Here is a 14276-nt window from a genome sequence, read left to right as displayed (position 1 = left end):
GGTCAGCTGCTGAAATGCTCGCCGAGCAACCGGTCCAACTCCGTCGGCGCCTCGTCGGGAATCCAGTGGCTCACACCCCGGAGAACTTCGAACCGATACGGACCGTCGACAAACGCGGGAGTGAGGGCAGAACCCTTGGGCCCGATGGCGGCGTCGCCGTCACTCCAGACGTGCAGGGTCGGCACGGTGACCCGGGCAGCTGCCGGGTTCGGCTTGGTCATCCACATCGCGCGGTACCAGTTCAGACCGCCGCGCAGTCTGCCGGGAGCGAGCATGGCGTTCAGATCGCGCCGCGCATTCTCCGGCGTCTGCCCACTCGAAACCAGGAACTTCTCGCCCAGCGATGACGAGGCCAGAATCTTCTCAGGAACGAAGGGTAATTGGAACGCCCCCATGTACCACGATTTCAGTCCCTGAGTGCTGGTCACCATCGCCTTGATGAAGGCCAGCGGGTGCGGAACCGACACCGTGGTAACGGTATCGAGCAAATCCGGCCGTTCGGCAGCCACCTGCCACGCGACCGCGGCACCCCAGTCGTGGCCGACCAGGTGCACCTTCCCCACACCGAGTGTGTCGATCAGCGCGACAGTGTCGGCGGCGAGTTCGGACCCGCGGTAGGCCCAGCGCGCTTTCGGCCGGGCACCGGGTGAGTACCCTCGCTGGTCCGGCGCCACGGTGCGGAAGCCGCGGGCGTGCAGTAACGGCGCGAGATGATCCCATGAGCGGGAATCCTGCGGAAATCCGTGCAGGAGGACCACGACCGGACCGTCTGCCGGTCCTTCGTCGCGTACGTCGAAAGTCAGCCCGGACCGGGAGTACGAGGTGAGGCGATCCGCCGGCGTAGTCATAGCGCCACGCTAGTCTTCGCGGCCCGTGTAATCGGAGCCTTTTCACCTGCGCGCAGGAACTGGCCTGTCTTTTCGATGCCGAATCCCGGGGCGAATTCACCTTCGCGGTAGACGAGTCGGCCGTTGATCACTGTCGCGACGGCCGCATCGTCGCTGCGGTTGACCATTCGACTGATCCCGCCGTACTCGGGAACGGTTGCCTCGAACAAGCCGTCGACCGACTCGTCGAGCCCGGCTGGATCGATGACAACGAAGTCCGCGCGGTCGCCCTGGCGTAGATGTCCGGCGTCGATGCCGTACCAGTCCGCCAGTTCACCGGTCAGGCGGTGGATTGCGCGCTCGATGGTGAGGAACGGCTTGCGGTCACTCTGAGCGTCCTTGACGCGCTTGAGGAGTCGCACCGGGTAGTTGTAGAACGCCATGTTGCGCAGATGTGCGCCGGCATCGCCGAAGCCCATCTGCACACCGGAACTCGCGGCGAGTTTCTTCGCGAACTTGGGCCGGTGATTGGCAATGGTGGTGCGCCAGCGAAGATCTCGCCCGTACTTCACCACCAGGTCGAGGTACGCGTCCACCGGGTGCACTCCGCGGATGTCACCGACCTGACCGAAGTTCTTGCCGATCAACGTCTCGTCCGGGCATCCCACGATGACCGCATCGTAGAAATTGCGATGCCAGATGCGGGGTGAGAACTTGTTGTCGTAGTCCTTACGGAATGCGCGACGGTACGACTCGTCCTGGAGCAGTTCGTTGCGCTCCACCTGGTCCTTGAGATGCAAAGCGGCGGCGCCGGCACCGAACTCCTCGAACACGACGAGGTCAATTCCATCCGCGTAGACGGTGAAGGGAACCGGAAGGTGCTGCCACTTGAAATCGGTCTTCGCGAAGCGATTGAGCAGTGGGGCCGCAGCGAGCATGAAGTACACGATCACCGGGTAGGCCTTCGAATCCGCACCGGAGAGCAGCGACGTCTTGAGCGGCTTCTTGCGTCCGATGGCGGAGCTTTCGGCGAAGAACGCCGCGACGTTCGGATGCAGGTTGATGGTCGGAGCGCTCTGCAAGATCTTTCCGCGATCGCGAAGGATGCGGTTGAGGAATCGGAACTCTTTCCACCGTGCATACGTCGACGGCAAAGAGCGAGAACGGTATTCGTCGCCGTCGATCTTGTCGAGGGCATTGGTCATCGACGACAGGCCTAGCATCCCCGCATCGATGGCGTCCTCGAGCATCGAGCCCATCCGGCCGAGTTCCGAGCGGGTCGGCTTGACCTTCTTGTCGGTGCCGCGCCCCAATCCGAGTACGTGCGTGCGGATGTCGGAGTGGCCGATGAATGCCGCGACATTGGGTCCGAGGGGAAGGGCTTCGAGTGCGGCGGTGTAGGCCGCGGGACCGGTCCAGGTCTTGTTCGCTTCGAGGATGCGCAGCACCGCGTCGTGGGGAACTGCTTCGACCCGGCTGAACAGGTCAGCGATTTCACGCGGGGTCGAATACACCGTCGACAGTGAGCAATTGCCGAGCACGACCGTAGTGACGCCGTGGCGAACCGATTCCGGAAGGCCTGGACTGACCAAGGCTTCGGCGTCGTAGTGCGTGTGGACGTCGACAAAGCCCGGGAGAACCCACTTGCCGGCCGCGTCGATCACCTCGGTGTCCGGCCCGATCTCCAGGCGCGTCGTGGACACCTCCGCGACCACGCCGTCTCGAATTCCGAGATTTCGACGCAGACCAGGAGCCCCCGTCCCGTCGAACCACAACCCGTCGTTGACCACGATGTCGAAAGCAGACACTGTCGGACTCCTCGCCTCACGTATGTGTTACCTCACGTTATAGACAGCGTTGAGTAAAAGTCAATGAACCTTCCGAACCAATACATAAGATGTCGGAATGGCCGCAGTCCCCCGCTCCCCCGAAGACCGTCAGAGGCAAATCCTCGAGGTAGCAGTACACATGTTGCGGACCGAGCCTTTCGACCAACTGTCGATGGATCGCGTCGCAGCCGAGGCCGGTGTCTCGCCGCCACTGCTGTTTCACTACTTCAAGAACAAGAAGGGTTTCCAGAACGCCATCCTCGAGGCTGCCTCGGCCGATCTCGAAGATCGAATGCGACCGGATCCCGAACTACCGATCACGTCCCAGCTGCGTTCAGGTATCGAAACTTTCGTCGATGCCGTTATCGAGCACCCCACCATTTACCTCGCCGTGATGCGGATGGCCGGCAGTGGCGACGTCCGGATGCGCACGATCTATCGCGGGATGCGCCGAACGTTCACCACATGGATCGTCGCCGCGCTCACAAATCTGGGCATCGAATCGAATGCGACCGTCGAGGCGACCATCGCCGGGTGGCAGGCATTCATGGAGGAAATAGTCGTCAACTGGATCGACGAGCCGACCCTCGAACGAGGCGAGATGGTCGACCTCTGCGAACGAATTTTCTACCACTGCCTACCGGCGGCGGGCATCAGCGTGGAACAAATAGTGGCGGCCACCATGGCTGCGACGGCCAGTGAGTCCGGCGCAACAAAACTGTGATCTTCGCGCCGGGGTTTCACAGGTGGTCACGATTGGGTATCTTGCTTGCAGTGGCGCTGGACCACGACCCCAACACATGAAGGATCCAACATGGAGTCTGTCGAAAACGTATTGCCCGAGGGTGTCAAGCTCGAAGACGTCTTGAGTGTCCTCAAGGTCGCAGTTGCGGGCATCGGCCTCATCAGCGCACTTTCGGCATTCAGCTGATCGCAAAGCGTCATCGACAGGCCGGACTTCGGGGAGTCCGGCCTGTTTTTTGTTTCCGCTCCTGAACAATCCGTGAACTTTTCAGCAACTTCAGCGCAAAGTGGTCATTTCGACCAAAACAAGCGTCCAGTTTGCTAACTTGTGTCTGCGACACAAGGTCGTACAGAAACACCACGCAGACACAACCTTGTACATACAAACCTGTACATACGACACGGAGGACCGAAACATGGGTTCCATCAACACCCTCAGCGCCGTCATCGACATCATCAAGGTCGTCCAGCCGTTGATCGCCAAGCTCAACCTCAGCTGATTCGCTTGCACCACACCCCTGCCAGGGCGTAACTCGAAATGGGGCCGACATTGTCGGCCCCATTTTCCGTAGGTGCTCTATCTCAGCCGAGTGCCTTCTTGATCTCTCCTGCCAGTACCGACGCCAGCTGCGGCGGCACCGCATTGCCGATCATCGTGCGCACCGCTCCCCACTTACCCTCGAAGACGTAGTCGTCGGGAAAGGTCTGGAGGCGAGCAGCTTCTCGAACGGTCAACGATCGCGTGTGTTTCGGATGCACGTTGCGTGAAGCCGAGATCATCCCGAAAGTGGTTCCGACCGTGGACGCCGGCTCGTCCCACCGGAGGCGCTTGTACGTCGTGTTGTACCCGGACGACGGTCGCATGGCCGGATCTTCGTTGTCGTGCGCCGACATTCCTTCTGGTACATCACGCAGCCACCGCAAGACGTGCTCGGGATGCTCGACGGCCCAGTGCAGCGGGTCCGTCTCGCAAGCCTGCCCGGATTCCAGCGGGGCCAGGTCGACGGTGGCATCGCGAAAAGTCCTCAGCGGTGCAACACCATTCACGCCGTGAGTCTTCGGCGGAAAACGCAGCGGCCCGATACTACTGTCGCGGCGGGTCGCCACGATGAACACTCGTTCCCGGAACTGCGGGACGCCGTAATCCTGCGCATTGACCGTGTTGACCGACGCGTCGTAGCCGCATGCAGCCATCTCGCCGAGAATCCGGTCGACGACCATCCCACCGTCCGGGTCCTTCATGCTGAGCAGCAGTCGCACGTTTTCCATCACCAAGACCTTCGGCTTCACCAATTCGGCGAGCTGCAGCAGGTTCCGGAAGAGATGGTTGCGCGGATCGTCGCGGTCTCGCCGGCCGGCGAGGCTGAACCCCTGACACGGCGGTCCCCCAGCCAACACATCGATGTCCACTTGTGCCAGAAGATCTTTCACCCGGGCTTCGTCGATCGCCCGAATGTCCTCGCCGAGGCACCTCGCGCCGGGGAAGTTCCGATCGAAGGTCGCACGCGCCTCCGGCACGACTTCGATGTATCCCTCCACCGAAAACCCCGCCATCCGAAAGCCTTCGGCCATACCGCCACAACCCGAGAACGCTGTCAATACGGTGGGGCCGCCGCTTCCTGCCCCCGCGACGGCACGCCTGGCCACCGAGGCGGGGTCGTTGACCGGTGTCACTCGACGCGCACGGGTACTGCCGCTCGATCGCTTCCGGGGGGCCGCGTACGTACCCTCACGCTTGGCCGCTTCCAGCGCGGAGAGGGCCGTGAGAACTGCTCGTTCCGCCGGTGGCTTCGGATACGCCTTGTCGAGTTCCCACGCGGAGACGACGGCTGACGAGACTCCCGCTTGACGGGCGAACTGGAACTGACTGATCCCCACGTCCAAGCGCCGTGATCGCAGGTCCTGTCCCGAAATCAATTCAGTGCCTCATTCATGTGGTCCGCTCGCTCCGGCAGCCCAGACTATCGCAGCCGACCCCGTGAACCGGGACCTCACAAGGAAGACCGGCAGGCGGTATGCCTGCCGGTCTCCGACACGAGCGGATGACGGGACTCGAACCCGTGTGAACGGCTTTGCAGGCCGGTGCCTAGCCACTCAGCCACACCCGCGTCAGTGAGTAACTCTGCCCTGAGTCACGGCGTCGAACCACAGTTCCGCTCAGCATGATTCGAGTGCGATCCCACCCGCCGTTCCAGTCTCTGGGAAAACTGCGAGCCCTTCGGGAACAAATCGGTCAGTCTCGATGCTGACTCCCTCGGCGGGCGCAGATCATACGAATTTCGCCCGAACGACCGAGCAGTTCGCCAGACCCAGACAACCCAGAAGGTTTCATGAGTGCCGAGAACACCGCCGTTGCCCCGCCCGTGAAGGCAGCTCCGCCCTTGGAGGCAGCCCCGCTGGAAATGAGCAGTGTCGACCGTAAGCCCAGCGTCGGGAAGATTCTTGCCCTCGGTTCCATGACTGCGCTCGGGCCCTTCACCATCGACATGTACCTGCCCGCGCTGCCGGATATCGGCGCCGATCTCGGGGTCTCGTCGTCAACGGTTCAGCTGACGATCACCGGAACTCTCATCGGCCTCGCACTCGGACAGCTGTTGGTCGGGCCGCTCTCGGACACTCTCGGCCGCAAGAAGCCGCTGCTCGCCGGGATCGGTGTGCACATCCTGGCTTCGCTGCTGGCGGTCTTCGCACCGAGCATCGCGGTCCTCGGCATCCTGCGGGTTTTCCAGGGCATGGGCGCGGCGGCCGCGGCAGTGGTCACCATGGCGATCGTCCGCGACCTCTACAGCGGTAACACCGTTGCCGTCGTGATGAGCCGGCTGATGCTCGTGCTCGGCGTTGCGCCGATCCTGGCGCCCAGCATCGGTGGCGCCCTCCTCGTCGCCCTCGACTGGCGCGGGATCTTCGTCGTCCTGGCACTGATCGGCGTCGGCACGGCGATGATCGGTGCTTTCGGACTGTCCGAAACACTGCCGAAGGAAAAGCGTCGCCCGAGCGGATTGAAGTCGGTTCTCCGCACCTACGGTTCGCTGCTCGGCGACCGCACGTTCATGGTCCTGACGCTCGTCTCCAGCGTCGGCATGGCGTCGTTGTTCGCGTATGTCTCCGGCGCGTCGTTTGTCTATCAGGATCAGTACGGCCTCAATCAGCAAGAGTTCGCACTGCTCTTCAGTGCGGGCGCGATTGCGTTGATCGGCGCTTCGCAGGTCAACGTCCGACTGCTCGATCGCTGGACTCCTCAGCAGATCACCAAGTGGGCCCTCGTGGCTGCAGTTGTCTCCGGGGCCGTCGTCATTGCCGTCGCGGTCCTGGAACTGGGCGGGCTAACCGGATTCGTGATCGCACTGTGGGTCATGGCCGGTGCCATCGGGTTCGTTCTTCCCAACGCCCCGGCACTGGCGCTCGCTCGTCACGGCGAAGCGGCCGGTACTGCCGCGGCAATGCTCGGTGCATTCCAGTTCGGCGTCGGTGCGGCCATCGCGCCGGCCGTCGGCCTGCTGGGAAACACGAGCACAGCCCTGGCCGTCACGATGACGGCGTGTGTGTCGCTCGGTCTGGTCGCTCTTCTGGCTACGACCCGAAAGAGTGATACGACCCGAAAGAGTGAATCGGTCTAACCGGCAGCGGAGAACCACTCGCTGTAGAAGGTGGCAAGTCCCAGGACGCACGAGATCGCGACGAAGATCCAGAATCTTGCGATCACGACGGTTTCCGGCCAGCCGAGTAACTCGAAGTGATGATGGATCGGGGCCATCTTGAATACGCGTCGGCCGGACGATCGGAAGACCAGAACCTGGATGATCACCGACAGGATCTCAGCCACGAACAGGGCGCCGATGATGACCATTAGCAACTCGGTGTGCGTCGTGACGGACAGGCCGACCACCAGGCCGCCCAGCGCCAAGGAGCCGGTGTCACCCATGAAGATCTGAGCCGGGGCGGCATTCCACCAGAGGAAGCCGAGGCACGCCCCGCCTGCCGCGGCAGCGACGATAGCGAGATCCAGGGGGTCACGAACGTCGTAGCAACCGGCGGCAGGCTCGAGGACACACGAGTTCCGGTACTGCCAACCGGCGATGACGACGTAGGTCCCCAGGATCATGCCCATCGAACCGGCCGCGAGACCATCGAGACCGTCGGTGAAATTGACGGCGTTGGACCAGGCGAACACCAGAATGCAGAAGAAGACCACAAAGCCGATGGCACCCATGGAGAACACCGAGATATCTCGCACATGGGACAGGTACTGGCTTCCGGGGGTGACTCCGTTGTTGTTGGAGAACTGCAGGAAGAGAATGCCGAAGATGATGGCGCTCGCGAGCTGACCGACGGTCTTCGCCGTCTTGTTGAGCCCGAGATTGCGCTTCTTACGGATCTTGATGAAGTCGTCGAGAAAGCCGACGATTCCCAGTGACGTGGCGAGCGCGAGAACCAGCCAACCGGATGCAGACAGCCGCGGTAGCCGCGAGCCGAATCCGATGATGTGTGCCGCCAGGTAGCCCGCCCACATGCCGGCGATGATCGCGATGCCGCCCATCGACGGGGTGCCACGCTTGCCCTGATGACTCTGCGGACCCTCGATCCGAATCTCGTGCCCGAGCCCCTGCCGCGAAAGCACACGAATGAGAAACGGAGTCAGGAAGAGCGCGACGAACAACGAGACGCCACCCGCTACGAGGATTGAAATCACCCGTGGGACTCTACAGACGTAAGCGGCTGCGACACACAATCAGACAAGGCACCCGACCGCTTGCCAGCATGGGATGATCGAACTTATGTCTCCCCCCGCGCCGCTCCCCCTCGACCCCATCGAAGAGGCGCATCGTCAGTGGACGAAGCACGGTTGGAGCGATGTCGCCGACGGTATGGCTGCGGTCACGTCGGTGATGCGTGCGCAGCAGATCATGATGGCGCGGGTCGAAGAGGTACTCAAGCCTCTCGGGCTGACCTTCGCCCGCTACGAACTGCTGACGCTTCTCACCTTCACCAGGTCGGGCGCCCTCCCGATGGCCAAGGCAAGCGCCCGACTCCAGGTTCACCCCACCAGCGTCACCAATGCCGTCGACCGCTTGGAGAAAGCGGAGCTGGTCAGACGGGTCCCGCATCCCAGCGATCGACGTGCGACGCTCATCGAGATCTCCGACGCGGGTCGCGCGCTGGCCCTCGAAGCCACTGAAATGCTCAACAGCAAAGTGTTCGCACACCCCGGACTCCAGCAGGACAAGCTCGAGCAATTGGTGACGATCCTCACTGAACTTCGCAAGACTGCGGGTGACTTCGACACCGGCGGCGCGCCCACCAAGTGGTGAACCGACGACCCGTACACACAAAGAAACTGCCCTCACACTCTCGACGAGTGTGAGGGCAGTTTCAGCTGTTCGAAAGTTCAGCGCTAACGAATTTCAGCGGTGCTTGAACTCGGCGGACCGCTTCTCCACGAACGCGGTCATGCCTTCCTTCTGATCCTCCGTCGCGAAGGTCGAGTGGAACACCCGACGCTCGAAGCGGACGCCCTCGGCGAGTGTGGTCTCGAAGGAACGGTTGACCGCTTCCTTGGCCATCATCGCGATGGGCAGCGACATCTCGGCGATGGTGGTTGCGGTCTTCAATGCGTCGTCGAGCAGATCGGCGGCCGGAACGATCCGGGCAACCAGGCCTGCGCGCTCGGCCTCTTCTGCGTCCATGTTGCGGCCGGTCAGGCACAGCTCCATGGCCTTGGCCTTACCCACGGCGCGCGTAAGGCGCTGTGAGCCACCGATACCCGGAATGACACCGAGCTTGATCTCGGGCTGGCCGAACTTCGCGGTATCCGAAGCGATGATGAAATCGCAGAGCATCGCCAGTTCGCAGCCACCACCGAGCGCGTACCCGGAGACGGCGGCGATCAGCGGCTTACGAGCGGCTGCGACGCGGTCCCACGGGGTGAAGAAATCTTCGACGTATGCGTCCATGTACGTCTTGGACTGCATTTCCTTGATGTCGGCGCCGGCGGCGAAGGCGCGCTCGGAACCGGTGATCAGGATGGCTCCGATGCCGTTGTCCGCTTCGAGGTCGGCAACCGCGGCGACGACCTCGTTCATCAGCTCGGAGTTCAGGGCGTTGAGAGCCTTCGGGCGGTTGAGCGTGATGATGCCGACGCGACCCTTACGCTCGAGGATGATGGTGTTGAAGTCGGTCACTACTGTCCTTCGGTCGAACGGTCACGGATGTCGTTGATGATGGCAGAGAAGTCCTGACCGCCACCGCCCGCGGCGTGGAAGCGACTGTAGAGTTCCGCGGCCTTGAGCCCGATCTCCGCATCGACGCCGTTGTTGCGCAGCGCATTTGCAGCCAGACCGAGGTCCTTGTCCATCAGCGCGACAGCAAAGCCGGGCTGGTAGTCGTTGTTGGCCGGGCTGGTGGGCACCGGTCCCGGTACCGGGCAGTTGGTGGTCAGTGCCCAGCACTGCCCCGAGGCGTTGGACGCCACGTCGAAGAGCGCCTGGTTGCTCAGGCCGAGCTTCTCGCCCAGCACGAATGCCTCGCTGATCGCGATCATCGAAATGCCGAGGATCATGTTGTTGCAGATCTTGGCAGCCTGGCCGACACCGGCGTCGCCGCAGTGAACGACCTTGCGGCCCATCACGTCCAGCAACGGTGACGCGGCCTGGAAGTCAGCTTCGGAACCGCCGACCATGAATGCCAGCGTGCCTGCGGTAGCCCCGACGACTCCACCGGAGACCGGTGCGTCGACGCTGCGGTGACCGGCCGCTTCGGCCTTGTCGTGTGCCTCGCGGGCGTCTGCGACGTCGATGGTGGAACAGTCGATGAACAGCGTGCCCGGTGTTGCCACCGGCAGCAGCTCTTCGTACAGACCCAGAACATGCTTACCGCTCGGCAGCATCGTGATCACGACGTCGGCACCGCGAACGGCGTCGACCGCCGAATCCGCTACCGATGCACCGTCTTTGACTGCCTGCTCCAGCGCCGCGGGTGCCAGATCGAAACCGACGACCTTGTGTCCGGCCTTGACGAGATTGGCCGCCATCGGGCCACCCATGTGACCGAGTCCGATAAATCCAATGGTGCTCATTAGTGATGCTCCTTCGGCGGTGATCAGTTGCCTTGCGGTTGAGGGGTGAGTCCGAGCTCGTTGTCGCCCAGCGGGGCGAAGTAGGCATCGACGGATTCAGCCGTGACACCTTCGAGGGTTGCCGGCAACCACTTCGGGTTTCGGTCCTTCTCGACTACCTGGGCGCGAATACCCTCGACCAGGTCGTGTGAGGCGAGCGCTGCCGTCGAGACCCGGAACTCCTCGTTGAGGACTTCTTCCAAGCTTGCTGCTTCCTTGGCATGTCGCAGGGATCGCAGGGTCACCGACAGTGCAATCGGAGACTTGCCGAGAATCTGCTCCGCTGCCTTCTCCGCCTCGGGGATTCCACTCGCTCGAAGACGCTCGACGATGGTGGAGACGTCGTCGGCAGAGTACGCGGCGTCGATCCAGCTCTGCTGGGCCAACAGTTCCGACACCGGAGCCGGCTCCGCGTACTGCGCCACGGCGTCGGCAACCGAAGACGACGCGAGTGCGGCGATGAACGTCTCGATGTTCTCCGACGGGATGAAGTGATCCGCGAAGCCTGCTGCGATGGCATCGCCGGCGCTCAGTCGCGCCGTGGTGAGCGCGATGTGCGTTCCGAGTTCACCGGGAGCACGCGAGAGCAGGTAAGTTCCGCCCACGTCAGGGATGAAACCGATTCCGGTCTCGGGCATTCCGATCATCGAGCGCTCGGTCACGATGCGAATGTCGCCGTGTGCGGACACTCCGACGCCGCCGCCCATGACGATCCCGTCCATGATTGCGACGTACGGCTTCGGGTAGTTCGCGATCTCGGAATTGAGGATGTACTCCTCACGCCAGAAATCGAGCGAACCGGTCTTGCCGTCCTTGGCGTCGTGGTAGATCGAGACGATGTCGCCGCCGGCGCACAGACCACGCTCGCCGGCGCCCGTGAGTACGACCGCCTTGACGTCGTCGTCGGACTTCCATTCCGCGAGTGCCTTGGTCATCGCCTTGACCATCGAGTGGTTGAGGGCGTTGATCGCCTTGGGCCGGTTGAGGGTGATGAGCCCCAGTCCGTCACGCTTTTCGATCAATACCTCGAGCTCGTCGCTCATGCTGCTCCTTGCTTTCCCTGACCTGATGCGACCACGCTTCGCGCGATGACCACCCTCATGATCTCGTTGCTGCCTTCGAGGATCTGATGAACCCGAAGATCGCGGACGATCTTCTCGATCCCGTACTCAGCAAGATAGCCGTACCCGCCGTGAAGCTGGAGAGCCTTGTTGGCTACGTCGAACCCGGTGTCGGTGGCAAAGCGCTTGGCCATCGCACACAACTCCACGACGTCGGACGCTCCGTCTTCGAGTGCGGCAGCGGCGCGCCACAGCAACGTCCTGGCCGCTTCGAGTTCGGTACGCATGTCGGCGAGCTGGAACTGCAGGGCCTGCGACTCGATCAGTGCCGAACCGAAAGCTTTGCGGTCCACCAGATATGCGACTGCCTTCTCCAGCGCTGCCTGGGCCCCACCGACCGAGCAGGCGGCGATGTTCAGCCGGCCGCCGTTGAGACCCTTCATAGCGATGCGGAAGCCGCTGCCCTCTTCACCGAGCATGTTGGCGGCAGGAACTCGCGCGTCTTCGAAGATCACCTGACGGGTGGGCTGCGCGTTCCAGCCCATCTTGACCTCGTTGGCACCGAACGACAGTCCGGGCGAATCCTTGGGCACGATGAACGCCGAGATCCCCTTGGCACCGGCAGATCCGGTGCGTGCCATCACGACGTACACGTCGGAAGTGCCTGCGCCGGAAATGAACTGTTTGACGCCGTTGAGGATGTAGTCGTCGCCGTCACGAACGGCCTTGGTGCTCAAGCCCGCAGCATCGGAGCCAGCGCCGGGTTCGGTGAGGCAGTAGCTGCCCAGTTGATCCATCGAGCAGAGTCCGGGGACCCACTTGTGGCGCTGTTCGTCGTTGCCGAACTGGTCGATCATCCACGTGACCATGTTGTGGATGGAGATGTACGCGGCGATCGACGGATCGCCCTTGGCCAGCTCTTCGAAGATCCGGGCAGCGTCGACGCGGCTCAGCTCACTGCCGCCCACGTCCTCACGAATGTAGATACCGCCCATCCCCAGGGACGCCGCCTTACGGAGGACGTCCACCGGGAAATGCTTGGTCTGATCCCACTCCACTGCGTTGGGCGCCAGATGCTCGGCCGCGAAGTCGCGGGCAGTGTCGCGAATCGCCCGCTCGTCATCGGTCAGAGTAAACATGGAAAGTGTTCCGATCAGTTCATCGTGGGGATGACGAAGTGGTTGGTCTCTTCCTTCTTGCCGGAAGGCCAGCGCTGCGTCACGGTCTTGGTCTTGGTGTAGAAGCGGAAGGAGTCGGGACCGTGCTGGTTCAGGTCACCGAATCCGGAGCGCTTCCAGCCACCGAAGGTGTGGTAGGCGATCGGGACCGGGATCGGCACGTTGACGCCGACCATGCCGACGTTGACGCGGGCGGTGAAGTCACGTGCGGTGTCGCCGTCGCGGGTGAAGATGGAGACGCCGTTGCCGTACTCGTGTTCGGTCGGAAGACGCAGCGCCTCTTCGTAATCGGCAGCGCGGACCACCTGAAGGACGGGTCCGAAGATCTCTTCCTTGTAGATGCGCATGTCCGAGGTGACGTTGTCGAACAGGGTTGCGCCGGCGAAGAATCCGCCTTCGTGGCCTTCGAGAGTGAAGCCGCGGCCGTCGACGACTGCCGTTGCGCCCTCGTCGATGCCGATCTGCACGTAGTTGTTGACGCGGTCGAGGGCATCCTGGCAAACGAGCGGGCCGAAATCGACACCTTCGTCGTCACTGCGACCGATCTTGAGCTTCGCGACGCGCTCCTTCAGCTTCGCGACAAGAGCGTCCGCGGTCTCCTCGCCGACGGGAACGGCAACCGAGATGGCCATGCAACGCTCACCGGCACTGCCGTAGCCTGCACCGATCAGGGCGTCGGCAACCTCGTCGAGGTCGGCGTCCGGCATGACGATGGCGTGGTTCTTGGCGCCACCGAAGCACTGTGCGCGCTTGCCGTGAGCTGCGGCCGTCTCGTAGATGTACTGAGCGATCGGCGTGGAGCCGACGAAGCCGACAGCCTTGATGCGATCGTCGGTGAGCAGGACGTCGACAACTTCCTTGTCACCGTTGACGACGTTGAACACGCCCGCGGGCAGGCCGGCCTCGAGGAACAGTTCAGCCAGACGCAGCGGGACGGAGGGGTCACGCTCGGAGGGCTTGAGGATGAAGGCGTTACCGGCGGCGAGGGCGGGGCCGGCCTTCCACAGCGGGATCATCGCCGGGAAGTTGAAGGGCGTGATGCCTGCGACGACGCCGAGCGGCTGACGCATGGAGTACACGTCGATGCCGGTGCCGGCACTCTCGGTGAATTCGCCCTTGAGCAGGTGCGGAGCGCCGACGGCGAATTCGATGACCTCGAGGCCACGCTGAATGTCACCCTTGGCGTCGGCGACGGTCTTGCCGTGCTCGGACGAGAGGAGGCGGGCCAGAGAATCCATCTCGGCCTGAGCGAGCTGGAGGAACTTCATCAGCACACGGGCGCGCTTCTGCGGGTTGAATGCTGCCCACACCTGCTGCGCCTCTTCGGCATTGGCGATGATGGCTTCGGTCTCGGCCTTGCTCGCGAGGGGGACGCGGGCCTGCACCTTGCCGGTGTTGGGATCGAACACGTCCGCAAATCGATCAGATGTCCCGGGAACACGCTTGCCACCGACGAAGTGCGTCAACTCGTGAACCGTCGCATTTTCAACCATTGTGCTAACCCGTTCCTTGCTCGTATGGACCGC

The 14276-nt window shown here is 62.8% G+C and carries 13 protein-coding genes and 1 tRNA gene; 4 read left to right on the top strand and 10 right to left on the bottom strand.

Features of this window, described 5'->3' with window-relative positions; all coding sequences use genetic code 11:
* Positions 1-2: 2 nt before the first annotated feature.
* Together B0E55_RS24740 and B0E55_RS24735 are read right to left on the bottom strand one after the other, a co-directional pair.
* Positions 3-848 (bottom strand): alpha/beta fold hydrolase, encoded by an 846-nt coding sequence (locus B0E55_RS24740; RefSeq protein WP_019749200.1) that lies wholly within the window; start codon positions 846-848, stop codon positions 3-5.
* Positions 845-2635 carry an N-acyl-D-amino-acid deacylase family protein gene (locus tag B0E55_RS24735; protein ID WP_020970060.1) on the bottom strand — a complete coding sequence of 597 codons (1791 nt, stop codon included), beginning with the start codon at positions 2633-2635 and terminating at the stop codon, positions 845-847. The genes B0E55_RS24740 and B0E55_RS24735 overlap by 4 nt, the downstream gene beginning before the upstream one ends.
* A 97-nt stretch (positions 2636-2732) precedes the next feature.
* Between B0E55_RS24735 and B0E55_RS24730 the strand changes: the two genes are divergently transcribed.
* A complete protein-coding gene (locus B0E55_RS24730; RefSeq protein ID WP_019749202.1) occupies positions 2733-3380 on the top strand; it encodes a TetR/AcrR family transcriptional regulator in 648 nt (215 codons plus the stop codon).
* A 394-nt stretch (positions 3381-3774) separates the two neighbouring features.
* A complete protein-coding gene (locus B0E55_RS32495) occupies positions 3775-3900 on the top strand; it encodes a hypothetical protein (protein WP_255246884.1) in 126 nt (41 codons plus the stop codon).
* 82 nt (positions 3901-3982) lie between these two features.
* Here B0E55_RS32495 and dcm read toward each other — a convergent pair whose 3' ends face one another.
* Positions 3983-5278 (bottom strand): DNA cytosine methyltransferase, encoded by a 1296-nt coding sequence (dcm, locus tag B0E55_RS24725; RefSeq protein ID WP_021334279.1) that lies wholly within the window; start codon positions 5276-5278, stop codon positions 3983-3985.
* A 159-nt stretch (positions 5279-5437) separates the two neighbouring features.
* Positions 5438-5508 (bottom strand) — tRNA-Cys (locus tag B0E55_RS24720).
* 222 nt (positions 5509-5730) lie between these two features.
* Between B0E55_RS24720 and B0E55_RS24715 the strand changes: the two genes are divergently transcribed.
* Entirely contained in the window at positions 5731-7017 is a 1287-nt protein-coding gene (locus B0E55_RS24715; RefSeq protein ID WP_108912733.1) for a multidrug effflux MFS transporter, read from the top strand.
* Here B0E55_RS24715 and mraY read toward each other — a convergent pair.
* A complete protein-coding gene (gene mraY, locus B0E55_RS24710) occupies positions 7014-8090 on the bottom strand; it encodes a phospho-N-acetylmuramoyl-pentapeptide-transferase (protein ID WP_003941316.1) in 1077 nt (358 codons plus the stop codon). The two genes, B0E55_RS24715 and mraY, sit on opposite strands and share 4 nt — an antisense overlap.
* Positions 8091-8175: 85 nt before the next feature.
* On the opposite strand from mraY, the gene B0E55_RS24705 reads away from it, so the two are divergent.
* A complete protein-coding gene (locus tag B0E55_RS24705; protein ID WP_020970065.1) occupies positions 8176-8709 on the top strand; it encodes a MarR family winged helix-turn-helix transcriptional regulator in 534 nt (177 codons plus the stop codon).
* A gap of 93 nt (positions 8710-8802) precedes the next feature.
* Here B0E55_RS24705 and B0E55_RS24700 read toward each other — a convergent pair whose 3' ends face one another.
* Genes B0E55_RS24700 through B0E55_RS24680 form a run of 5 tightly spaced genes read right to left on the bottom strand, consistent with a single transcriptional unit; the run spans position 8803 to position 14243 of the window.
* The gene (locus B0E55_RS24700) at positions 8803-9579 is read right to left on the bottom strand and encodes an enoyl-CoA hydratase (RefSeq protein WP_080910650.1); all 777 of its coding nucleotides are present in this window, start codon (positions 9577-9579) and stop codon (positions 8803-8805) included.
* Complete coding sequence (gene mmsB / locus B0E55_RS24695; RefSeq protein ID WP_003941308.1) at positions 9579-10472, bottom strand: 3-hydroxyisobutyrate dehydrogenase; 894 nt, start codon at positions 10470-10472, stop codon at positions 9579-9581. The genes B0E55_RS24700 and mmsB overlap by 1 nt, the downstream gene beginning before the upstream one ends.
* A 23-nt stretch (positions 10473-10495) precedes the next feature.
* Positions 10496-11554, bottom strand: a complete 1059-nt coding sequence (locus B0E55_RS24690) for an enoyl-CoA hydratase/isomerase family protein (protein ID WP_080910649.1) — start codon at positions 11552-11554, stop codon at positions 10496-10498.
* The gene (locus B0E55_RS24685) at positions 11551-12711 is read right to left on the bottom strand and encodes an isobutyryl-CoA dehydrogenase (RefSeq protein WP_080910648.1); all 1161 of its coding nucleotides are present in this window, start codon (positions 12709-12711) and stop codon (positions 11551-11553) included. The genes B0E55_RS24690 and B0E55_RS24685 overlap by 4 nt, the downstream gene beginning before the upstream one ends.
* 14 nt (positions 12712-12725) lie before the next feature.
* Entirely contained in the window at positions 12726-14243 is a 1518-nt protein-coding gene (locus tag B0E55_RS24680) for a CoA-acylating methylmalonate-semialdehyde dehydrogenase (protein WP_003941275.1), read from the bottom strand.
* Positions 14244-14276: the final 33 nt, after the last annotated feature.

The organism is Rhodococcus sp. 66b (assembly GCF_002076325.1).
Taxonomy (GTDB): domain Bacteria; phylum Actinomycetota; class Actinomycetes; order Mycobacteriales; family Mycobacteriaceae; genus Rhodococcus_F; species Rhodococcus_F erythropolis.
Note: the sequence above shows the minus strand (reverse complement) of the source record. Positions and strands in the feature narration are given on the sequence as shown.